18 protein-coding genes and 2 pseudogenes are annotated in these 20,762 nt (G+C 67.0%); 16 read left to right on the top strand and 4 right to left on the bottom strand.

Annotation, left to right across the window (positions count from 1 at the left end):
• Positions 1 to 5: 5 nt before the first annotated feature.
• The 5 genes from jaqu_RS00215 to jaqu_RS00235 all read left to right on the top strand — a co-directional run bounded on the left by jaqu_RS00215 (position 6) and on the right by jaqu_RS00235 (position 5,557).
• Complete coding sequence (locus jaqu_RS00215; RefSeq protein ID WP_043916916.1) at positions 6 to 1,124, top strand: ABC transporter ATP-binding protein; 1,119 nt, start codon at positions 6 to 8, stop codon at positions 1,122 to 1,124.
• Between the two features lie 66 nt (positions 1,125 to 1,190).
• Positions 1,191 to 2,741, top strand: coding sequence for a hypothetical protein (locus jaqu_RS00220; RefSeq protein WP_043916917.1), 1,551 nt, complete (start codon positions 1,191 to 1,193; stop codon positions 2,739 to 2,741).
• A 79-nt stretch (positions 2,742 to 2,820) separates the two neighbouring features.
• On the top strand, positions 2,821 to 3,834 hold the full coding sequence (locus jaqu_RS00225) for a hypothetical protein (RefSeq protein WP_043916918.1): 1,014 nt from the start codon (positions 2,821 to 2,823) through the stop codon (positions 3,832 to 3,834).
• 92 nt (positions 3,835 to 3,926) lie between these two features.
• Entirely contained in the window at positions 3,927 to 4,385 is a 459-nt protein-coding gene (locus jaqu_RS00230; protein ID WP_043916919.1) for a type II toxin-antitoxin system RatA family toxin, read from the top strand.
• Positions 4,382 to 5,557 carry an MmgE/PrpD family protein gene (locus tag jaqu_RS00235; protein ID WP_052500672.1) on the top strand — a complete coding sequence of 392 codons (1,176 nt, stop codon included), beginning with the start codon at positions 4,382 to 4,384 and terminating at the stop codon, positions 5,555 to 5,557. The genes jaqu_RS00230 and jaqu_RS00235 overlap by 4 nt, the downstream gene beginning before the upstream one ends.
• Here the strand turns inward: jaqu_RS00235 and jaqu_RS00240 are convergent.
• The 3 genes and pseudogenes from jaqu_RS00240 to ispF form a co-directional block, all read right to left on the bottom strand.
• On the bottom strand, positions 5,512 to 5,976 hold the full coding sequence (locus tag jaqu_RS00240; RefSeq protein ID WP_043916920.1) for a CinA family protein: 465 nt from the start codon (positions 5,974 to 5,976) through the stop codon (positions 5,512 to 5,514). The genes jaqu_RS00235 and jaqu_RS00240 overlap by 46 nt on opposite strands.
• Positions 5,973 to 6,455: a phosphatidylglycerophosphatase A family protein gene (locus tag jaqu_RS00245; protein ID WP_043916921.1), complete on the bottom strand. Its 483-nt coding sequence runs from the start codon at positions 6,453 to 6,455 to the stop codon at positions 5,973 to 5,975. The genes jaqu_RS00240 and jaqu_RS00245 overlap by 4 nt, the downstream gene beginning before the upstream one ends.
• Positions 6,452 to 6,928: pseudogene (gene ispF, locus jaqu_RS00250) on the bottom strand (2-C-methyl-D-erythritol 2,4-cyclodiphosphate synthase); the annotation flags it as partial. The pseudogene ispF and the gene jaqu_RS00245, both read right to left, overlap by 4 nt.
• 210 nt (positions 6,929 to 7,138) lie before the next feature.
• Between ispF and dusB the strand changes: the two are divergent.
• The 5 genes from dusB (at position 7,139) to ntrX (ending at position 14,262) form a co-directional block, all read left to right on the top strand.
• Positions 7,139 to 8,116, top strand: a complete 978-nt coding sequence (gene dusB / locus jaqu_RS00255; protein WP_043916923.1) for a tRNA dihydrouridine synthase DusB — start codon at positions 7,139 to 7,141, stop codon at positions 8,114 to 8,116.
• The gene (locus jaqu_RS00260; RefSeq protein WP_043916924.1) at positions 8,113 to 9,174 is read left to right on the top strand and encodes a two-component system sensor histidine kinase NtrB; all 1,062 of its coding nucleotides are present in this window, start codon (positions 8,113 to 8,115) and stop codon (positions 9,172 to 9,174) included. Before dusB ends, jaqu_RS00260 begins: the two co-directional genes overlap by 4 nt.
• 30 nt (positions 9,175 to 9,204) lie before the next feature.
• Positions 9,205 to 10,578 carry a sigma-54-dependent Fis family transcriptional regulator gene (locus jaqu_RS00265; RefSeq protein ID WP_043916925.1) on the top strand — a complete coding sequence of 458 codons (1,374 nt, stop codon included), beginning with the start codon at positions 9,205 to 9,207 and terminating at the stop codon, positions 10,576 to 10,578.
• Between the two features lie 145 nt (positions 10,579 to 10,723).
• The gene (locus jaqu_RS00270; protein WP_043916926.1) at positions 10,724 to 12,871 is read left to right on the top strand and encodes a sensor histidine kinase NtrY-like; all 2,148 of its coding nucleotides are present in this window, start codon (positions 10,724 to 10,726) and stop codon (positions 12,869 to 12,871) included.
• Entirely contained in the window at positions 12,868 to 14,262 is a 1,395-nt protein-coding gene (gene ntrX, locus jaqu_RS00275) for a nitrogen assimilation response regulator NtrX (protein WP_043916927.1), read from the top strand. Before jaqu_RS00270 ends, ntrX begins: the two co-directional genes overlap by 4 nt.
• 18 nt (positions 14,263 to 14,280) lie before the next feature.
• On the opposite strand, the gene jaqu_RS00280 is transcribed toward ntrX, so the two are convergent.
• A complete protein-coding gene (locus tag jaqu_RS00280; protein WP_043916928.1) occupies positions 14,281 to 14,697 on the bottom strand; it encodes a hypothetical protein in 417 nt (138 codons plus the stop codon).
• 131 nt (positions 14,698 to 14,828) lie between these two features.
• On the opposite strand from jaqu_RS00280, the gene trkA reads away from it, so the two are divergent.
• From trkA to jaqu_RS00310, 6 genes and pseudogenes are all read left to right on the top strand, one after another.
• On the top strand, positions 14,829 to 16,211 hold the full coding sequence (trkA, locus tag jaqu_RS00285) for a Trk system potassium transporter TrkA (protein WP_043916929.1): 1,383 nt from the start codon (positions 14,829 to 14,831) through the stop codon (positions 16,209 to 16,211).
• A gap of 1 nt (position 16,212) precedes the next feature.
• Complete coding sequence (locus jaqu_RS00290; RefSeq protein ID WP_043916930.1) at positions 16,213 to 17,709, top strand: potassium transporter TrkG; 1,497 nt, start codon at positions 16,213 to 16,215, stop codon at positions 17,707 to 17,709.
• A 228-nt stretch (positions 17,710 to 17,937) separates the two neighbouring features.
• Positions 17,938 to 18,195, top strand: coding sequence for an RNA chaperone Hfq (gene hfq / locus jaqu_RS00295; RefSeq protein ID WP_043916931.1), 258 nt, complete (start codon positions 17,938 to 17,940; stop codon positions 18,193 to 18,195).
• Entirely contained in the window at positions 18,164 to 19,558 is a 1,395-nt protein-coding gene (hflX, locus tag jaqu_RS00300) for a GTPase HflX (RefSeq protein WP_084629205.1), read from the top strand. The genes hfq and hflX overlap by 32 nt, the downstream gene beginning before the upstream one ends.
• Before the next feature lie 19 nt (positions 19,559 to 19,577).
• Positions 19,578 to 20,450 (top strand): class I SAM-dependent methyltransferase, encoded by an 873-nt coding sequence (locus tag jaqu_RS00305; RefSeq protein ID WP_043916936.1) that lies wholly within the window; start codon positions 19,578 to 19,580, stop codon positions 20,448 to 20,450.
• Positions 20,451 to 20,549: 99 nt separating this feature from the next.
• Positions 20,550 to 20,762: pseudogene (locus jaqu_RS00310) on the top strand (hypothetical protein); the annotation flags it as partial.

Consider the following 20,762-nt stretch of genomic DNA (forward strand, 5'->3'; position numbering starts at 1 on the left):
CGACCATGGCGAACCTGAAGCTGAAGGATGTTGCAAAGGTCTATGGTGGCCAGGTCGAGGTGCTCAAGGACATCGACCTGGACATCGAGACCGGAGAGCTGATCGTCTTCGTCGGTCCTTCGGGCTGCGGGAAGTCGACGCTTCTGCGGATGATCGCCGGTCTGGAGCAGATCTCGGGCGGCACGCTCGAAATCGACGGGATGGTCGTCAACGACGTCCCGCCCTCCGAGCGCGGCATCGCCATGGTGTTCCAGAGCTACGCGCTCTATCCCCACATGACGGTCTACGACAACATGGCCTTCGCCCTCCAGATCGCGAAGAAGTCGAAGGAAGAGATCGACCGCGCAGTCCGCGCCGCCGCCGACAAGCTGCAACTGACGGAATATCTCGATCGGTTGCCCAAGGCCCTGTCCGGCGGTCAGCGTCAGCGGGTCGCCATCGGCCGCTCGATCGTGCGTGACCCGAAGGTCTACCTCTTCGACGAGCCGCTCTCGAACCTCGATGCCGCCCTGCGTGTCGCCACCCGAATCGAGATCGCGCAACTCAAGGAGCAGATGCCGGATTCGACCATGATCTACGTGACCCACGACCAGGTCGAAGCGATGACGCTCGCCAGCCGGATCGTGGTTCTCGATGCGCTCAAGGACAACGGCTACAAGTATTCCATCGCACAGGTCGGCACGCCACTGGAGCTTTACGAGACCCCCAACAGCGAGTTCGTCGCCCGCTTCATCGGCTCCCCGGCGATGAACCTCCTCGAAGGAGAGATCGTCGCCACCGGAGAGACGACGACGCTCCGCACCCGGCTGGGCGCCGGCACGATCACATCGAACGTACCTTCCCGGCCCGAGGATCAGGGTGCGCAGGTCAAGGTCGGCATCCGTCCCGAGGACGCGGTCGCGACGGACAGCGAGGATTTCGCCTTCTCCGGCAAGGTCGAGGTCGAGGAGCGTCTCGGCGAGGTGACGCTGCTCTATTTCGAGCGCGGGGCAGGGCAGAACGATCCGGTCATCGCGAAACTGCCCGGCATCCATCCGGGGATGCGCGGCAACACGGTCAAGCTGACCGCCGATCCGGCAAAGGTCCACATCTTCCAGGACGGAACGTCGCTGCTTTATCGCTAGAGCGCCACGCTTTCGCCCCGTTCCGGGGGCCATAGTAAGGCAGGTTACCATCTGCCGGAGCGTGGCATGTTCAGAAGTGGAGGCGTGTATCGCTTCATCGTCCGGAGTCTGGGATGGGGCCAGATCTTCGCCGCGATCATCATCCTGTGCGTCTCCACGCTGAACGGTGTCCTTCTTCCATTCGGCGCGATGACCGTGGTGCTCCTGCTGGTGCCCGCGCTCTTTCTCGCGGTCCCGGCCCTGTCGCCGCCCGTCCTCTCTCGGCCGGCCGGCATTTTCGGCGTCGTCGGCGCGATCCTTCTTCTGGGGCTGCTCGTCATCGGCCCGTCCGCAGGCGCGTGGCTCATGCGAGACAGGCTGGACGATGTCGTCATGGCGGTCGTGATCTCCCCCGCTCTGCTGGCGCTCTACACGTGTTCGCTCCTCCTGCCGGTCTCCGGCTTCTTCGCGATCGTCCGCCCCCAGACGGATCCGGAGGAGGAAGAGGACCCGGACCTGCCGCCAGAGCTCCGCATGATCGCCGATCCGGTCCGGCCCACGCTCGTGGCCGAAGCATTGGTGCTACGGCTTTCCGCGGCGGTCCTGATCGGACTGGTGGGCACGGTCACCTTCTGGCGGCTGACCGGCTGGCCCGCCGCGGCGTTCTTTCTGCCCGAGGTCCCGATGCTCGGCCTCCTGCTGGCGCTCGCGGCGCTGACCGTTCTGGCAGCGCCCCTCCCCATTCGCCGGACATCGCCGATCTTCCACCCGACCGTGATCATGTTGCCGATCAAGGTCGCGATCTTCGGCGCACTGGGCTTGGCGCTTTACCACCTGATGCCGGTCGTCGGCCTGCGCTGGCCGAACGTCATCGCCTCCCTGCTGGCGGAGAGCGGCTTTGCGATCGGCCTCGTCGTGACGGTGACGCTAGTAACTCTGGCGGGCCTGAACTTCTACGCCGACGTCCAGGACGATGCGAAGGCGGCCATCCCCACCGAACTCAGAAATCCCGATCAGGAAACGAAGATCCTGATCGACCAGCACGAGGAACTTCCCGCCGTTCCGACGGGGTCCAAACCGCGCCAGCGTGGCGACGCGCTGCCGGATATCGGTTTTGCGATGAAGATGTATATCGTCGCCGACTGGACGATCATGAAGATCTTCGGTCTTTGCCTGCTGGGCATGGCCTGGATGATCCACATCCAGCCTGTCGACTACATGGAGCCGCTCGCCCCGATCCTTTACGGCATCGCGCCCCAGACAATGAAGTACGTCTATGCTGGCTGGGGCATGGCGCTGATCCTGGCCTTCCTGCTGCCGCGCAGCCTCGTCCGGCCGCGTTCGGTCGTGGGTGGGGGGCTCAAGGCGGCTGTCCTGCTGGGCCTCGCGCTGTTGATCCTTCCGGCTTTCACGACGCTGATCGACCTGCATGTGCATCGCGATTATAGGGGCGTCCTGCACGCCACCCTGCCGAAACTCTTCAAGTCCGTCGCGGGAATCGCGGTCCTCTCGACGGTCGTGATCGCGTTCTTCCGGCAGCTCTCGGGCATCCCCGAACTGGACCACCAGGGGCGCAAGGTTCTTCGGTACTCGGACGACGATCTGCGCTCTATCCGCTCGGCGAGGATGGAACACTGATATATCGGAAACAATCCGGCCCAGCCGGTGCCCGATTTCGCCTGCATATTCAGGAAGATTGTCTGTCTTGGAGATTAGAATGCGCCGTATCATCGCATTTCTGCACATCGTTCTGATCCGCCTCGCGGGACTCCTGTGCCTGTTCACGCTCTGGCAAATGTCGCAGACCGTCGCCGATTGGAGCGATTGGCGCGCCATCCCGAGGGAAACGGCCCTGGCGGCGGTGCCGCTGATCCTCGCCGCGATCCTGGCGCTTCAGCCACGCGTCCCCCGGATCCTGGGCCGTCCGAGCCGTGTGCGGGATATCGTCCCGTCGATCTTCCTGGCCGCCGTCGTCCCATGGGCGGCGCTCCAGGTGAACTTCGCCGCGCTTCCGCAGGCGCAGCTCCTGATGCAGCAGCTCGTGCCGGGCTTCGTGACATTCTCGGTCGAGCAGGCCCTGATCCTCGCCACGCCGATCCTGCTGACGGCGCTTGCGCTCATCGCCGTGCCCGAGCCGCAGTCCGGGCCGCGCATGATCTCCAAGCGGCTGCTCGCCGGTCCGGTCTACAAGCTCTACGTCCTCGCCGATTGGCTTGCCCTGCGCGCCGCCGGCCTGATGTCCTGCCTGATCGCCTACTGCCTCTATGTTCTGATCCAGCAGGGCGAGGGCGGATTGGTTCAGGCGCTCAGCTTCGGACAACCGCCCGAGGTCGCGCTCTATGCTTACGGCGCGGTCGGCGTCCTGGTCCTGATGCCGCTCTTCCTGCCGGTCTTCATCCGCCAGCCGCGCACACCGGTTCAGGGCGTCACCAAAGCGGTCGTCGTCGTCCTCTTCGGCATCGCGATCGTCAACGCCGCCGCGGTGCTCTGGCCGGTGGCCGCACTGTCGGTGCTGACATCGCTCTTCGCGCTACCGCCGGAAGTCCTGAGCCTGACGGTCGAGCAGGTCACCTGGGGCATCCAGGTCGCGACCGGCGCGACGGCTCTTCTCGCGGTGCTCTTCCCGCTGGCGCGTCATGCTGCGGGTCTGCGCTACGATCTGGAGGGCCGGCCGATCCTGACCCTCTCGGCATCCGAGTTGCGCCAGCTGCGCAACGCACGGATGGCCTGATACAAGCGAAACGGGTCCGGCCGGTCTTTTCCGGGCGGACCCGATCGGCTACCCCCTGCGTTGTCCCCGCGACCTGACCGCAGGAGCCCTACATGCCGCGACATTCCGAAAGCCGGGAACTGCCGTATACCGCGCAACAGATGTACGATCTGGTCGCCGACGTTGAGCAGTATCCGAAGTTCCTCCCCTGGACCGCCGCCGCCCGTATCCGCACACGCGAGGACAAGGGCGACCACGAGGTCATGGAGGCGGATCTGGTGATCTCGTTCAAGGTCTTCCGGGAGCGTTTCGGCAGCCGTGTCGTGCTGTGGCCCGAACAGAAACGCATCGAGACCGAGTATATCGACGGACCGTTCCGCCATCTCCAATCCGAATGGACGTTCGAGGATCGGCCGGAAGGCGGCTGCAAGGTGCATTTCTGGGTCGAGTTCGAGTTCCGGAACGCGATCTTGCAACGCGTCATCGGCACCGTTTTCAACCAGGCCATGCAGCGTGTCGTCGCCGCGTTCGAGAGGCGGGCAAAGGATCTCTACGGCGCGCGAGCGGCGTGATCCTGAACGCGCTTCTGTCAGCTCCGGATGACGATCCGGCAGGGCTGGCGATGCTGCGCCTCTCGATGCTGGACTGGGCGGCCTGCGCGCTCGCCGGTCGACGGGAGCCATCGGCCATCGCAGCCCGCTCTCTTGCATCCGAGGCTGCGCTCTGGGCGACGGCGGGCCATGCGCTCGATTACGACGACACGCATTTCGACCATATCGGCCATGTCACGACCGTGGTCCTGCCCGCGGCGCTCTCGGTCGCGCGGGATTGGCCAACGCTGGAACGCGCCACGCTCGCAGGGGCCGAGGCGGCGATCCGGATGGGTGTCTGGCTCGGGCGGGGTCATTACGCGGCGGGCTTTCACCAGACGGCGACCGCTGGCGCGTTCGGCGCGACCTTGGCCGCAGCCCGCGCAATGGAATTGGACACGTCTGCGACAGCGAACGCGCTCGCCCTCTGTGCCAGTCGGGCCGCCGGGCTGAAGGCGCAATTCGGCACAGATGGAAAGCCCCTGAATGCAGGTTTTGCCGCTCAGGCCGGGATAGACTGCGCCCATCTGGGCGCTGCCGGCGCGACGGCTCCGGCCGAAGCCATCGAATCCTACGGGGCGACCCATGCGGGGCAGGGGGCCACCCCGCCCTCCGGCCCGCGCTTCCATGCGGTCCGTCACAAGCTGCACGCCTGCTGCCACGGCCTCCATGCCGCGCTCGAAGCGTACAGATCCCTCTCACCGGACGACCTGTCCTCTATCGTCGTGACGACACATCCGCGCTGGCTGTCCGTCTGCAATCAGCCCGCGCCCACGACCGGGCTGGGCGCGAAGTTCAGCTATCGGCATGCGCTGGCCCTGGCCGCCAGCGGCCACGACACCTCCGATCCGGAGAGCTTCTCCGATGCGCTGACCCGGGATGCCGGGGTCGTGGCAATGCGCGACCGGGTCTGCGTCGAGACGGACGATAGCCTCGCCGACACGGCCGCGCGCGTGAATGTCGACGGCACGGTGGCGGCCCACGATCTGGCTGACCCCATGCCCTTGGACGAGTTGTCCGGCCGGATCCGGTCCAAGGTTGGAAAGCTGGTCGGAGAGGAGACGGCGGGCCGCATCGGGGGCGCCGTCGAGTGCGGCGACCTGCAGGCCTATTGTGCCGAAGTCACGGCACGGCTCAATAGCGAAAGCGCGTGATCGCGCGCCGCCGCCCGGACAAGCGCACGCCCCAGAGCCCCGAACTCGACGGTTTCCTTCGTACACCCGTCGCGTGTGGCCAGACCGAAGCAGACCCGGCCCTCGGGCTTGTGGTCCGATCCGCCCGGCCCGGCGATCCCGGTGATCGCCACCGCGATGTCCGCTCCGGATCGCCCGCGCGCACCTCGCGCCATTTCTTCCGCGACCTCCTCGGAAACCGCCCCAACGCGCTCCAGCGTTTCCGGCCGCACGCCGAGAAGATCGACCTTGGCCGCGTTGGAATAGGTCACGACGCCCCAGAGGAACATCGCGGACGCGCCCGCGGGGTCTGACAGCGCTGCCGCGACCATGCCGCCGGTGCAGCTTTCGGCGGTGGCGATGGTCAGGCCCTTGCGGGTCGCATCCTCAAGCAGCGTCATAGCGTGTGGGCCATACCGGCCAGGATCAGAACGCCCACGGCGGCCAGCAAGCCGGCCACCAAATCGTCCAGCATCACCCCAACTGCGTCTGCACGACGGTCCGCCCAGCCGACCGGCCCGGGCTTCAACACGTCGAACAGGCGAAAAAGGACAAAGGCCGCGATCCAGCCCGGCCACAGCGCCCCGACCGGAACGCCCGCCGCCGCCGCGCCCCACGCGACCGGCAAGAGCGCGATCCACTGTCCCGCGACCTCGTCGATCACGATCTCGGACGGATCATGATCGACTGCCCCTTTCGTGGCGGCGGCGACCGCCCAGAGCCCGAGGGGCACGAGCGCGAGGCAGGCCAGCGAGAACACAATCGCTCCACCCTGCATGACAAGCCATGCGAGCGGCAGCGCCGCCAGCGAGCCCCAAGTGCCCGGTGCGGGACGCAACAGACCTACCCCTCCCAATGTGGCGATGGCTCGCGCGCTCATGCGATCAGCGTCGCGGTGGCCAGCGCCGCGATCCCTTCGGCTCGTCCGGCGAAACCCAGCCGCTCCGTCGTCGTGGCCTTCACGCTGATCCGGTCGACAGCAACCCCAGAGATTTCCGCCACCCGCTCCCGCATCGCGTCGGCATGGGGTCCGATCTTCGGCTCTTCGCAGATCAGGGTGCAGTCGAACGCATTGACACGGTAGCCCCGCTCTGCGGCCAGACCGACCGCATGGCGCAGGAAGACGGCGCTGTCGGTATCCTTCCACTCGGCCTCCGATGGGGGGAAGTGGCGCCCGATATCGCCCTCGGCCAATGCGCCGTAGATCGCGTCGCACAGGACGTGCAATCCGACATCCGCATCCGAATGACCCTGCAGGCCACGCCCGAAGGGAATCCTCACCCCGCAAAGGGTTACGTGATCGCCCGGTCCGAACCGATGGACGTCGAAGCCGTTGCCCACACGCACATCCATTCGAGTCCTCCTGCCGCGGTTCCGCCACGGTCCTAGACCGCGACCGCGCAGAGGACAACGGCCGCACGGCGACCTCGGATCGGGCAGCCGGCACTGCAAATGCCTGTTTTTTGTGCATACACTGGACCGCGAACTCGATAGGACGCGGCGAGCCTCCCCGACGATGCGCGGCCGCCCTATGCCCTAGTCACCCGCCCAGGAATTCAGCAGATGCCCGAACTCGCGCCACTCGACCCCCGCCTCAAGGCGCTCGGCCTGACCTCGCCGGTCGCGCTGGCGCCGATGGCCGGCATCACGGATCGGCCGTTCCGCGATCTGGTGACCTCGTTTGGCGCGGGCCTCGTCGTGTCCGAAATGGTGGCCAGCCGGGAGATGGTTCAGGCCAAGCGTTCCGTCCGCGACCGCGCAGAGATCGGTGCGCGGGTCGAAGGCACCTCGGTCCAGATCGCCGGGCGCGAAGCCTACTGGATGGCCGAATCCGCCCGGTTGCTCGAAGATCGCGGCGCGCGGATGATCGACATCAACATGGGGTGCCCGGCCAAGAAGGTGACGGGCGGCCTGTCCGGCTCCGCCCTTCTGCGCGACCACGATCATGCGCTCTCCCTGATCGAGGCGGTGGTCGCTGCCGTCTCCGTGCCCGTCACGCTGAAGACGCGGCTCGGATGGGACGACGACAGCCGGAACACGGCCGCGCTGGCCCGCCGGGCCGAGGCCGCCGGGATCCGCATGCTGTCGATCCACGGGCGCACGAGATGCCAGTTCTACAAGGGCCGGGCGGATTGGAGCGCCATCGCCGGAATCGTCGATGCGGTGACGATCCCCGTGCTCGCCAACGGCGATATCGTCGATCTGTCTTCGGCCCGGGAGGCTTTGTCCGCTTCGGGGGCAGCAGGGGTCATGGTCGGGCGCGGGGCCTGCGGCGCGCCCTCGGCCTGCGGCGCGATCGCGGACGGCCGGGATCCGGTGCGGCCGTGGAACCTCTGCGATATCGCCCTCGAACACTACGAGGCCATCCTGTCGTTCTACGGCAGGGATCTGGGGGCTCGCGTCGCGCGCAAGCATCTGGGCTGGTACATGGACGCGGCAGGCACGCCGGCGGCGAGCCGGCGGCAGGTCCTCACCGCGCCGCCTGAGGCCGTCCCCGGATTGCTCTCGCAAGCATTATCGCCGGAAGCGCGCGCCGCATGATCGAGGTCGATACGCTCTGGAATGCATTGCCGCTCCCGGCCCTCGTGGTGGATGCCGAGGACCGCATCGCGCAGGCCAACGGCCCGATGGAGCTTTTCGCCAACCGGTCCGCAAAGGCGCTGCTGGGGGCCGACGTGGTCAAGCTGCTTCGGCCAGAAGGCGGACTCGACGCGCCGCTGGCCCGCGCACGCCGCGCCGGAACGCCGCTGACGCTGCATGATACCATGCTCTACGCCAATGGCGGCCCGGCCAAGCGTGCCGACCTCTACTTCACGCCGGTCGGGGAGGAGGCCGTCCTGATCCTCGTCGCGCCGCAAACGATCGTCGATCGGCTGGAACGGCAGCGCTCGACCCGCAGCGCGGCCCGGTCCGCGATCGGCATGGCCGAGATGCTGGCCCACGAGATCAAGAACCCCCTCGCCGGGATCACCGGAGCCGCACAGCTTCTGAGCATGAACCTCGAGGCCGAGGATCGCGAGCTGACCGATCTGATCGTCACCGAATCCCGCCGGATCGTGAAGCTGCTGGAGCAGGTGGAGCAATTCGGCAATGTCTCGCCCCCGCAGCGCAGGGCTGTCAACCTGCACGACGTTCTCGACCGCGCGCGGCGGTCGGCGATGGTCGGCTTCGCGGCGCACATGACCATCAAAGAGCAGTATGATCCGTCGCTCCCCCATGCCTGGGCGGATTCGGATCAACTTCTGCAGGTCGTCCTGAACCTGCTCCGCAATGCGGCGCAGGCGGGCAAGCAGGGCGGCACGATCACCCTGCGGACATTCTACGAAGGCGGCATGCGGACCCGAAAGGATGACGGGTCCGGCCGACCCGTGCCGCTCCAGATCGAAATCGTCGATGACGGGCCGGGCATACCGCCCGATATCACCCGCACCCTCTGGCAGCCCTTCGTTTCAGGGCGGGAGAATGGAACCGGCCTCGGTCTCGCGTTGGTGGCCAAGATCGTGGCCGATCACGACGGCTGGATCGGCGTCGACAGCGAGCCGGGCCGTACCGCGTTCCGTGTTTCGCTGCCCATGGCTCTGGTTAAGGCAAAACAATGACTTGCATTTCGAACTTCAAGTGGAGGCCCCATGGACGGCACAATTCTCGTCGCCGATGACGATCGCACCATTCGGACGGTCCTCACGCAGGCGCTGACGCGCGCCGGCTGCAAGGTCCATGCGACGGCCAGCCTCGTGACGCTCATGCGGTGGGTCGAAGAGGGCAAGGGCGACTTGGTCATCTCGGATGTGGTCATGCCCGATGGCAACGGGCTCGAGACGCTGCCCAAGATCACGGAGCGGCGGCCCAACATGCCCGTCATCGTGATCTCCGCGCAGAACACGATCATGACCGCGATCCAGGCCGCCGAGCGCGAAGCCTACGATTATCTGCCGAAACCCTTCGATCTGCCGGACCTGATGAAACGCGCGGCGCGCGCGCTCAGCGAACGCAGGCGCGCGCCGTCCGCCCCGTCCGAGCCGGACGCCGCGCCGCAGGAAGGCGACGACCTCCCGCTCGTCGGCCGGACGCCCCGGATGCAGACACTCTATCGGCTCGTGGCGCGGGTCATGAATACCGACCTTCCGGTCCTGATTCAGGGCGAGAGCGGGACGGGCAAGTCGCTGATCGCCCGCGCGATCCACGATTTCGGCGACCGCCGGTCGCTGCCCTTCGTGGTCGCGACCGGGGCCGACCTGACCGGGTTCGACGGCCCGTCGGACCTCGTCAAACGCGCCCAGGGCGGCACCATCCTCTTCGATGAGGTTGGGGATCTGGACGCCGACGCTCAGGCCCGCGTGGTCCGCTTGCTCGATCAAGTAGAGGGCGACGGCCCCCGCGTCCTCGCCACGTCCCAGCGCGATCTCGGCCGGTCCGTCGGCGACGAGGGCGGGATGCGCTCGGATCTGTTCTACCGTCTCGCCGGGGCCACGCTCGACGTGCCCTCCCTGCGCGAGCGTGTGGACGACATCCCGCTCTTGGCCTCGCATTTCCTGACCCGCGCCGAACGCGAGGGCGGGCCGCTGCGCCGCTTCGGCGATCCGGCCATGGCGCGCATTCGCAGCTATCCCTGGCCAGGCAATGTCCGTCAGCTCGAAAATGCGGTCCGGCGCCTCGTGGCCACCTCTCCGGCTGAAGAGATCACCGTCGCCGAGGTGGATTCGATCCTCGGGCCGTCCGACGTGGTGGGTCCGCGCCAGGATCTCCCGGGCGAAGGCCTGTCCGAGGCCGTGGCCCGCCATCTGCGCCGTTATTTCGACCTGCAAGAGGGGCAGCTCCCGCCCCCGGGCCTCTATCAGCGCGTCCTCCGCGAGATCGAGCGCCCGCTCATCGAGATCGCGTTGGACGCAACGGGGGGCAATCAGGCCCGCTGTGCCGATCTGATGGGCATCAACAGGAATACTCTGCGAAAGAAGATCACCGACCTCGAAATCTCCGTGACAAGGCGCCGCAAATTGATGTAGACGGGCAACAGGCGTGGCGGATCGGGCACAACCCCGGCGAGACCTCAGCCTGGCGAGAGACATTCGAGAGGCGGGATTGCAGCTCCCGGACACATCAGACGCGTTCCCGTCGCGCCTCCTCTGGGGCAGTCGGCGTTGGCTGAGCATGGCCCTGACCCTGGCGCTGGTCGCGCTTGGGCCCGTGCTCGTGACGGCGACCTTCGCCGTCCTCGGCACCCGTGGCGTCGGCGCCGATCTCGATCTTCTGCGCACGATCCTTCTGGCGGACGCCGTCTACATCCTGACGGTCGCCTCGCTCATCGCGCGGCGCGTGGTGAATATGGTGGCGGCCCGTCGCGCGCAATCCGCGGGCTCGCGTCTTCACCTTCGGCTCACGGGCATCTTCGTGGGCATCGCGCTGATCCCCACGGTCCTGACGGCGGTCTTCGCCACGGTCACGCTGAACATGGGCCTCGAAGGCTGGTTCTCCGACCGGGTGCGCAACGCGCTCGGCAACTCCGTCGCCGCCGCCGAAGCCTATACGCAGGAGCTCCGCGATGACCTGTCCGAAGACAGCCGCGCGCTGGCTGGCTACCTGAACGCCGCGAAACGCGCCGCGATCTTCATGACCGACGGGGACCTTCGGCAGATCCTCTCGCAGGGGCAGGACCTCGTGCAGCGCGGCTTGGCCGAGGCCTTCGTGATCGACGGCTCCGGAGAGATCCGCGCCCGCGGCGACCGGTCCTACCTCTTCGATTTCGAGCCGGTGGAGAGCGAGGATCTCGCGCGGGCCGACACCGGAGAGGTCGTCCTGATCGAGGACCAGACCGCCAACGAATTTCGCGCGCTGATGCGCCTCACGGCTTTTCCGGACCGATATCTCTACGTGACGCGCGAGGTGGATGGCGGCATCCTCGCGCAGCTCGACGAGACGACCTCGACCGTGCAGCTCTATCAGCAGCTCGAAGAGGAACGGGGCCGCCGACTGTTCGAGTTCGGCCTGCTCTATCTGGGCTTCGGTCTGATCCTGATCCTCGGCGCGACGTGGTTCGGCCTGCAGGTCTCGGAACGCCTGTCCCGGCCGGTCGGACGCCTCGCGGGTGCGGCGCAACGCGTGGGGCAGGGGGATCTCGACATTCGCGTCCGCGAGGAAGCGGGCGACGACGAGATCGCCATGCTGGGCCGCATCTTCAACCAGATGACCCGCCAGCTGAAAGGCCAGCGCGACGCCCTCGTCGAAACCAACCAGCAGACCGAGCGGCGCCGGCGTCTCTTTGACTCGGTGCTATCTTCGGTTACGGCTGGCGTGATCGGGCTCGACGCCGAAGGCCGGGTCGATTTCATGAACCGCTCGGCGCTCAAGCTGCTGGATCTGGGCATGGCCCCCTATGGCCGGCCGCTGGCGGACGTGGTGCCCGAGTATTCCGACCTCTTCGAGCGGCTTCGTGAAAGCAATCAACCAACGGTTCAGGAAGAGACGCGGCTCGTGCGGGGCGGGCGGCTGGAAACGCTTCTCGTTCGCATCGCGACGCGCCAGACGGTCGAGGGCCAGACCGAAGGCTACGTGGTCGCCTTCGACGACGTGTCGGATCTGGTCAGCGCGCAGCGCATGGCCGCATGGGGCGACGTGGCCCGCCGCATCGCGCACGAGATCAAGAACCCGCTGACACCGATCCAGCTTTCGGCCGAACGGGTCAAACGCCGCTTCGGCCGCGAATTGCCCGAGGAAAGCGCCGAGAAGCTCGGCGAATTGACCGATACCATCGTCCGCAAGACCGAGGATCTGCGCCGCATCGTCGACGAATTCTCGAAATTCGCCCGCATGCCGCAGCCGGAGCGGCGGCAGGGCGATCTGGCCGCGCTGCTGCGTGAGGCGGTGACGTTGCAATCCGCCGCGTTGGAGCCGATCGGCCTGACCGCCGACATCCCCGCCGAGCCGGTCGTCGCCGAGTTCGATCCGACGATGATCGGGCAGGCCTTCACGAACCTCATCAAGAATGCGGGCGAGGCAGTCGAGGCGCGCGACGGCGGCCCCCGGACGATCCATGTCTCGCTCAAGGTCGAGGACGACACCGCCACGATCCGCATCGCGGATACCGGCATCGGCCTGCCGCAAGATCGCAGCCGGCTCTTCGAGCCATACGTGACCACCCGCGACAAGGGCACCGGCCTCGGCCTGCCCATCGTCAAGAAGATCGCCGAAGAACACGGCGGCACCCTGGTGCTGGAAGATTCCGCACCGGACGAAACAGGACATCGGGGGGCGCAAGCGGTGCTTTGCCTCCCCGTACAGATGAAGGGAGCAGAGGTATGAGCGACATTCTGATCACCGACGACGAGGCGGATATTCGAAGCCTGATCTCGGACATCCTCGAAGACGAGGGATACCGGACCCGTACGGCGGGCACGGCCGAAGGCTGCATGAAGTCCATCAACGAGGAGGTCCCGGCGGCCATGATCCTCGATATCTGGCTCAAGGACAGCGACATGGACGGGATCGACATCCTGAAGCATGTGCGCCGCGACCATCCCGATGTTCCGGTGATCATCATTTCCGGGCACGGCAACATCGAGATCGCCGTCGCCGCGATCAAGCAGGGCGCCTACGATTACATCGAAAAGCCGTTCAACATCGACCAGCTGATGGTCGTGGTCGGCCGCGCGATGGAGACGGCCAAGCTGCGCCGCGAGAATGCCGATCTGCGCCGCAAGGATGCCGCGTCCGCCGAGATGATCGGCCAGTCGCCCGCCTATCGGGGGATGACCTCCCAGCTCAAGAAGGTGACCAATTCCAACGGCCGGGTCATGCTGACCGGGCCGGCGGGCGCCGGCAAGGAGGTGGCCGCCCGCTGGATCCATTCGAACTCGAACCGCGCGGGGGCCCCGTTCGTCACCGTTTCGTCCGCCTCGATCGAGCCGGAACGGATGGAAACGGTTCTCTTTGGCCGCGAGGATCCCGAACGCGGTGTCGAGCCCGGCCTGCTGGAGCAGGCGCATGAGGGGGTGCTCTATCTCGACGAGGTGGCGGACATGCCGCTGGCGACCCAGGGCAAGATCCTGCGCGTGCTGGTGGAACAGGCGTTCCAGCGCGTCGGCGGGACCGAGAAAGTCCGCGTCGACCTTCGCGTGATCTCTTCGACGAACCGGGATCTGCAACAGGAGATCCGCGCTGGCCGCTTCCGCGAGGAGTTGTTCCATCGCCTGAACGTCGTCCCGATCGAGGTGCCCGCGCTGGAAGAACGGCGCGAGGATATCCCCGTCCTGGCGGATTACTTCATCCAGTCGCTCAACAAGGCACAGGGCCTGCCGTTGCGGGAACTCTCGGAAGAGACGAAGGCGCTGCTCCAGACGATGCAATGGCCCGGCAATGTCCGTCAGCTTCGCAACGTGATCGAACGTGTTCTGATCCTTGGAGAGGGAACGGGTCCGATCGAGCCATCGGAACTGCCAAGCGCCTCCGAGGGCGGCGGCGATCAGGGCGAGATGACGCTGTCCGGGTCGCTGGCCGGGCTGCCTCTGCGAGAGGCGCGGGAGCTGTTCGAACGCCAGTACCTCATGACCCAGATCAACCGTTTCGGTGGCAATATCAGCCGGACGGCCGCCTTCGTGGGCATGGAACGCAGCGCGTTGCACCGCAAGCTCAAGTCGCTGGGCGTCGTCACCGCCTCCCGCGGGGGCGCGCGGGTGGCCAAGGTGGACAGCTAGGGCGACATCGGCGGCGCCTCAAAGAGGCGCCGCAATCACTCCGTTCGCAACACAGGTGCCGCGCAGGTCGAAAGGCTGGCTTTCGAGCGCCTGAGCGGCGCCCCGGCAGGTCGGCAGCTCCACGAGCCGATATCCCTTGCGCCCCATGCAGGTCCCTTCGACCCGGCCGCGTGCTTCCGCATTGGTGTCGTAGTCGAACACGTCCCCCTGCGAGGCACCGATGCAGACATTGTCGATGCAGCGCCCGACGCCGATCGTGATCCGCGGTGCGGTCGTGATCCGGGGCCGTTCGGGCGCGGCATTTCGCGCCTCGATCCGGCAGGCGGCCAGATCCTGCGTGACCTGCGCGGTCGGCGTGCCCGGCTTTAGGTAAACCGGGACGAGGGTTGTGCCGCAGGCGACAAGGAACAGGAGGAGGGGCAGTACGATCCGCATGCCCTCACGGTAGCAGCCGCGATCCCCCTGACAAGTCACGCGACCCCACGACCCGTTCGGCACGGCGTTGACCACCCCGCCGCCCGCGCCTAACCGTTCACCTTCAGGGAAACGGCGCGAAGGCCGCTCGTATGAAGGTCATCATCGCAGGCGCGGGACAGGTCGGCTGGCAGATCGCGCGCCACCTTTCGGGCGAACGCAACGACGTCACCGTGGTCGACAGCAACCGGGACCTCGTGAACCGGGCCACCGACAGCCTGGACGTGCAGGGCATCACCGGCTTCGCCTCCTACCCGGACGTGCTGGAGCGCGCGGGCGCCGAGGATGCGGACATGCTGATCGCGGCCACGTCTTCCGACGAGGTCAACATGGTCACCTGTCAGGTGGCCCATTCCGTCTTCACCGTCCCGCGCAAGATCGCCCGCCTGCGGGCACAATCCTATCTCTCGGCGCTGCGGGCCGACCTCTACCGCCGCGACCACATGCCCATCGACGTCGTCATCTCGCCCGAACGCGAGGTGGCCGAGGCCGCGCTCCGCCGCTTGCGGGCCCCCGAATCCTTCGACACCGAGGAATTCATGGAGGGCCGAGCGCGCCTCATCGGACTGGCTCTCGACGCGGATTGCCCGGTCCTGGACACGCCGCTGCGCCAGCTTTCCGAGCTTTTCAGCACTCTGCGCGCGGTCGTGGTCGGCGTCCGCCGGCCCAGGGGGCGCCTCTTCGCGCCGGAACCCGGCGATCAGCTCTACGCCGGGGACATGATCTACGTGATGTGCCACGAGGACGATCTCGTCCGCACCCAGGAGATCTTCGGCAAGAAGGTCCGCAGGCAGGAACGGGTGGTCCTCATCGGCGGTGGCAATGTGGGGCTCGCCGTGGCCCGCGCGCTCGAAGCGGCGCCAGAGCGCATTCGCGCCAAGATCGTCGAGAAGAACCGCACCTGCGCCGAACGCGCCGCCGAGGCGCTGGAGCGGACCATCGTCCTGCAGGGCGACGGCCTGGACATGGAGCTTCTGCGCGAGGCGAATATCGACCGCGCAGATGCCGTGCTTTGCGTCACCGACGACGACAAGACCAACATGCTCGCCGCCGTTCGGGCGAAGACATCCGGCTGCACCAAGTCGATCGCGCTCATCAACGATCCGACGCTCGTGCCGCTCATGGGGCCGCTGAACATCGACGCCTTCATCAATCCGCGCCAGACGACCGTCTCCTCGATTTTGCGTCACGTGCGCCATGGCCGGGTGCGCAACGTGTATTCCGTCGGCGACGCCGAGGCCGAGATCATCGAGGCCGTCGTCCTCTCGACCTCGCCTCTGGCAGGCAAACGACTGGCGGATGTCGGCTTCCCCGAGGGCGCGCTCGTCGGCGCGATCCGCAAGAAGGGCGGCGACGTGATCCGGCCCACAGGCAGCACGGTGATCTCGGAAGGCGACAGCGTCGCGATCTTCGCCCTGTCCGAAGAGGTGCCCGAGGTCGAGCGGCTGTTGCAGGTTCAGGTGGACTTCTTCTGAGATGGGCGGGGCGCTCGGACGCCTGCCGCTCCTGGTCGTGCTGGCCGGCGTGCTGGCGCTCTCGATGCAGGTGCCCGCGCTGCACGCGCTGACGCGCGACGCCCATGCCGAGGCGCGCGCATTCTTCTATTGGAGCGCAATCTTCCTCGCCCTCGTCACCGGGGTCGCCGTCGTCGCGCGGCGGCCGCTTTCGGCAAATCTCGCCCGCAGCCATCTGGTCGCGCTGGTGGGCGCCTTCGCGGGTCTGCCGTTGATGGCAATGATGCCCGTGACCGAGATCGTCCGCGATACCAGCGCGATCAACCTCTATACGGAGATGGTCGCCGCGGCGACCACGACCGGCGGCAGCCTCTACGATCCCGACCGTCTGTCTCAAAGCGTGCACCTCTGGCGCGCGATGGTCGCGTGGCAGGGGGGGCTGATGGTCTGGATCGCCGCCGTCGCCGTTCTGGCGCCCTTGCGGTTGGGCGGCTTCGAGGTCACCTGGTCCGACCGCGCCGGCCAATCCGCGCGGCTTTCGATCGCCGATCAGCGCCGGGCACCGGGCGAACGGCTGTGGCGCTATGCCCGAACGCTGACACCGGTCTATGTGGGGCTGACACTCGCGCTCTGGATGCTCTTGGCCTTCGGCGGCAGCGGCCAGACAGAGGCCGCGATCCGCGCCATGTCCACCATGTCCACATCGGGGATCGTGGGGCAGGGCGATGCGCCGGGGTTCTGGGGCGAGATCGCCATCTTCGCCTTCCTTCTCTTCGCGGTCTCGCGCCTGACTTTCGCCGGCGACCTCCACCGGGAGCAGGTCGCTCGGCTGGCCCGCGACCGGGAATTGCGGATGGCGTTCATGCTGGTCAGCGCGGTGACGCTGGTCCTCTTCGGCCGCCACTGGATCGGCATCTACGACCTGACCGCGGAGCAGCCCTTCACCGCCGGGCTGGAGGCGCTCTGGGGCGCGGCATTCACGACGCTCTCGTTCCTGACGACCACGGGGTTCGAAAGCCAGAGTTGGTCGGAGGCGCGCACATGGTCGGGGCTGGAACAGCCGGGCGTCCTGCTGGTGGGCCTCGCCATGTTCGGGGGCGGGGTCGCCACGACGGCGGGCGGGGTCAAGCTGCTGCGCGTCTATGCGCTATACGCCCATGGCCGGCGCGAGATGTCGCTGCTGATCCATCCCCATTCCGTGGGCAGCCACAGCCCCGATGCGATGCGCTTGCCGGTCAAGGGAACCGAGGCGGCCTGGGTGTTCTTCATGCTTTTCGCGACCTCGATCGCGGTGACGACGCTGGCGCTTGGCGCGACAGGGTTGGAATTCCGCGAGGCGGTGGTGCTCGCGTCCGCCGCGCTCACGACCACGGGACCGCTTGCAGACGTAGCGATGGAAGGCGGGGTCGCCCGCCTGACGGATACAGCGAAACTGGTCTTCGTCGCGGCGATGGTCGTCGGACGGCTGGAGGCGCTGGCGCTGATCGCCCTTTTCAACCCGGATTTCTGGCGTCGCTGAGGCTTCCGGGAGGTTGCCATGGCTCAGAAACGCACCTGTTCGCCCGGTATTTGCCACATCGGCAGGACCTAGCAGGGACGCCCGTGCGTGGCCGCACACCTCTCTTAGTTGCACCAGCGCATCATTCTTTCGTTTCCGGGGTGGAAACCTGTCCGAAAGGGCAGCATAACTTCGCGCATCATGAACGACGGCCCTTGAACGGCCGCAGAATTGCAGGGACCGACATTAATGGCTTCCGACAAGCAGAACCTCCAGGACGCGTTTCTCAATCACGTCCGCAAGACGAAGGTGCCCGTGACGATCTTTCTGATCAACGGCGTCAAGCTCCAGGGCGTCATCACGTGGTTCGACAATTTCTGCGTTCTTCTGCGCAGGGACGGTCAGTCCCAACTGGTCTACAAGCACGCCATTTCGACGGTGATGCCGGCCCAACCGATCAACCTCTACCAAGGCGATGGCGAGGAGGCGGCCGCTGGCGAAGCCTGAGCCGCACTCGACCGAGGCGCGCCCGACCCGCGCGCTGGTCCTGCATCCCGATACCCGCGCCGGCGACCGCTCGGGGCGAGAGCCCGCCGATGCGCTGGCCGAGGCCGTGTCGCTCGCCGCCGCGCTGCCCGGCCTGAAAGTGGTCGGTTCCGACGTCGTGCGCCTGCCGCGCCCCCATCCCGGCATGCTGTTCGGCTCCGGCAAGGTTGAGGAACTGCGAGCCCGGATCGAGGCCGACGAGATTGAGCTGATTCTCATCGACGGCCCCGTCACTCCCGTCCAGCAGCGCAATCTCGAACGCGCGTGGAAGGTCAAGCTGCTCGACCGGACTTCGCTGATCCTCGAAATCTTCGCCGACCGCGCCGCCACCCGCGAGGGCGTGCTTCAGGTCGAACTCGCCGCGCTCAGCTACCAGCGCACCCGCCTCGTGCGGGCCTGGACCCATCTGGAACGCCAGCGTGGCGGGCTCGGCTTCGTGGGCGGCCCCGGCGAAACCCAGATCGAGGCCGACCGCCGCGCCATCGACGAACAGATCGTCCGCATCCGCAAGCAACTCGAAAAGGTCACCAAGACCCGAGAGCTTCACCGGGCCGCCCGCGCCAAGGTGCCCTATCCGATTGTCGCCTTCGTGGGCTACACGAACGCTGGCAAGTCCACCCTCTTCAACCGCCTCACCGGCGCCGAGGTCATGGCGAAAGACATGCTCTTCGCCACGCTCGACCCCACCATGCGCGCCGTCCGCCTGCCCGGCGGCGGGCCCGAGACGATCCTGTCGGACACTGTGGGCTTCATTTCCGACCTGCCTACCCAGCTTGTCGCCGCGTTCCGCGCCACACTGGAAGAGGTGCTCGCCGCCAACCTGATCCTGCATGTGCGCGACATCTCGCACCCCGAGACCGAGGCGCAGGCCGGCGACGTGGCCGCCATTCTCGAAGACCTTGGCGTTCGCGACGAGGTTCCGGTGCTGGAGCTTTGGAACAAGGCCGACACTCTCGACGCGGAGGCCCGCGAGACGGCCACCAACCGGGCCGCGCGGTCGGAAACGATCTTTCTCGGCTCGGCGCTGACGGGCGAGGGGCTCGACCCGTTGATGGCCGCGATCGCCGAGCATCTGTCAGGCCTGCGCCGCCCGGCCATTCTGACCGTGCCCTATTCCGAAGGCGCCGCCCGCGCATGGCTTCACGATGCGGACGTGATCGACAGCGAGGCCCAGCAGGACGAGGCCTGGCACGTCACCGTATCCTGGACGGACGACCAGGCCGCCGCCTTCGCGCGAGAGTTTCCCGCGCTCGCACCGAAGACCGAAGCACAGACCGTCGAGACGGCCGCCCCCCGGTCAGAGCCATGGTCTCCGCTCGACTGACGCGAATGGCTTGGCGGCCGTGAAACGCCGCCTCGATACGAGGTCGATCGGCCTCGATATCGGCGTCCGCTTTGCGCGCTGGCTCACCGGCGCCGAGAACCTGCATTACGGCCTCTGGACCGGTCTCGATGTGAATGCGGGAAATCTGGGGGCGGCGCAGACCGCCTTCACCGACCGTCTGTTGAGCCATCTTCCGGACGGCCCGCTGTCGATCCTCGACATAGGCGGCGGTGCCGGAGAAACGGCCAAGCGGCTCGTCGCGTTGGGGCACCGGGTGGAAATCGTCGTCCCGTCCGCCTACCTCGCAGACCGGTGCCGAGCGAACGCACCCGACGCGCAGGTCCATTGCACCACCCTTCAGGAGTTCGAGACCGACGCCCGGTTCGACCTCTGCCTGTTCTCCGAAAGCCTTCAATATATCCCGCTGGAAACCGCGCTCGGGAAGGCCGTCGCGCTGACCGGGGCAGGGGGCCGCATCCTGATCGCCGATTGCTTTCGGTCGGAGGCGTTCCGCCGCGGCGGGCCGATCCGCTCTCCCGGGGGCGGCCATCCCGTGGAGGATGTTCGCCGGATGCTCGACACGCTGCCCGTCGAGATCCTGGCGCAGGAGGATATCACCGACGGCGTTGCCCCGTCGATCGACCTCGAACAGGGCTTCTACGCGACGATCGGCGCGGCATTGGAGCGGGTCGATGCCGAACTCGCACAGAAACGTCCCGCCGCGCGGTGGATGATCCGGCGCGCGCTCTCGCTGGTTCTGCGCCGCAAGTCCCGCCTGCGCATCGCCGCCCGGCTTCGCGGAGACATCCGCAATTCCGAGATCTTTCGCCGCGATAACCGGTACCTGATCGTCTCGCTGCGGTTGAGCGACAAGCGGGCACCGGCCCGCTGAACGTGCACATACCGCCCGGATTTCGCAGCCATCCAACTGTTTGGGCTTGTCCCGAACCGGGCGCCCGTGCCCCATATGGTCCGAGAAGGGGAGTGTCAGATGATCACCGGACATCGGTCCGAGGGCGGTGCGCGATCGCGCCGCATTTCGGTGCGGCGCCTCACGGCGCCTCCGCACCGCGTGGCCGAACGGCAGGTCCGTCGGGAAATGCCCCTCGTCCTCTTCGACGTCGATGGCACGTTGCTGGATGCGGGCCGGCTGATCGCGCACACGATGATCCAATCCTTTCTCGCGGCGGGCGAAGCGCCGCCG

Source organism: Jannaschia aquimarina (assembly GCF_000877395.1).
GTDB lineage: Bacteria > Pseudomonadota > Alphaproteobacteria > Rhodobacterales > Rhodobacteraceae > Jannaschia > Jannaschia aquimarina.

Excerpts from the sequence above, each read along its gene's own strand:
- jaqu_RS00215 (WP_043916916.1), top strand. The coding sequence starts at position 6 with ATGGCGAACCTGAAGCTGAAGGATGTTGCAAAGGTCTATGGTGGCCAG.
- jaqu_RS00245 (WP_043916921.1), bottom strand. The coding sequence starts at position 6,455 with ATGAGCGCGCGAGCCATCGCCACATTGGGAGGGGTAGGTCTGTTGCGT.
- ntrX (WP_043916927.1), top strand. The coding sequence starts at position 12,868 with ATGAGCGACATTCTGATCACCGACGACGAGGCGGATATTCGAAGCCTG.
- jaqu_RS00270 (WP_043916926.1), top strand. The coding sequence starts at position 10,724 with ATGGCCCTGACCCTGGCGCTGGTCGCGCTTGGGCCCGTGCTCGTGACG.
- jaqu_RS00290 (WP_043916930.1), top strand. The coding sequence starts at position 16,213 with ATGGGCGGGGCGCTCGGACGCCTGCCGCTCCTGGTCGTGCTGGCCGGC.
- dusB (WP_043916923.1), top strand. The coding sequence starts at position 7,139 with ATGCCCGAACTCGCGCCACTCGACCCCCGCCTCAAGGCGCTCGGCCTG.
- jaqu_RS00280 (WP_043916928.1), bottom strand. The coding sequence starts at position 14,697 with ATGCGGATCGTACTGCCCCTCCTCCTGTTCCTTGTCGCCTGCGGCACA.
- jaqu_RS00265 (WP_043916925.1), top strand. The coding sequence starts at position 9,205 with ATGGACGGCACAATTCTCGTCGCCGATGACGATCGCACCATTCGGACG.
- hflX (WP_084629205.1), top strand. The coding sequence starts at position 18,164 with ATGGCGAGGAGGCGGCCGCTGGCGAAGCCTGAGCCGCACTCGACCGAG.
- jaqu_RS00225 (WP_043916918.1), top strand. The coding sequence starts at position 2,821 with ATGCGCCGTATCATCGCATTTCTGCACATCGTTCTGATCCGCCTCGCG.
- trkA (WP_043916929.1), top strand. The coding sequence starts at position 14,829 with ATGAAGGTCATCATCGCAGGCGCGGGACAGGTCGGCTGGCAGATCGCG.
- jaqu_RS00230 (WP_043916919.1), top strand. The coding sequence starts at position 3,927 with ATGCCGCGACATTCCGAAAGCCGGGAACTGCCGTATACCGCGCAACAG.
- hfq (WP_043916931.1), top strand. The coding sequence starts at position 17,938 with ATGGCTTCCGACAAGCAGAACCTCCAGGACGCGTTTCTCAATCACGTC.
- jaqu_RS00260 (WP_043916924.1), top strand. The coding sequence starts at position 8,113 with ATGATCGAGGTCGATACGCTCTGGAATGCATTGCCGCTCCCGGCCCTC.
- jaqu_RS00240 (WP_043916920.1), bottom strand. The coding sequence starts at position 5,976 with ATGACGCTGCTTGAGGATGCGACCCGCAAGGGCCTGACCATCGCCACC.
- jaqu_RS00220 (WP_043916917.1), top strand. The coding sequence starts at position 1,191 with ATGTTCAGAAGTGGAGGCGTGTATCGCTTCATCGTCCGGAGTCTGGGA.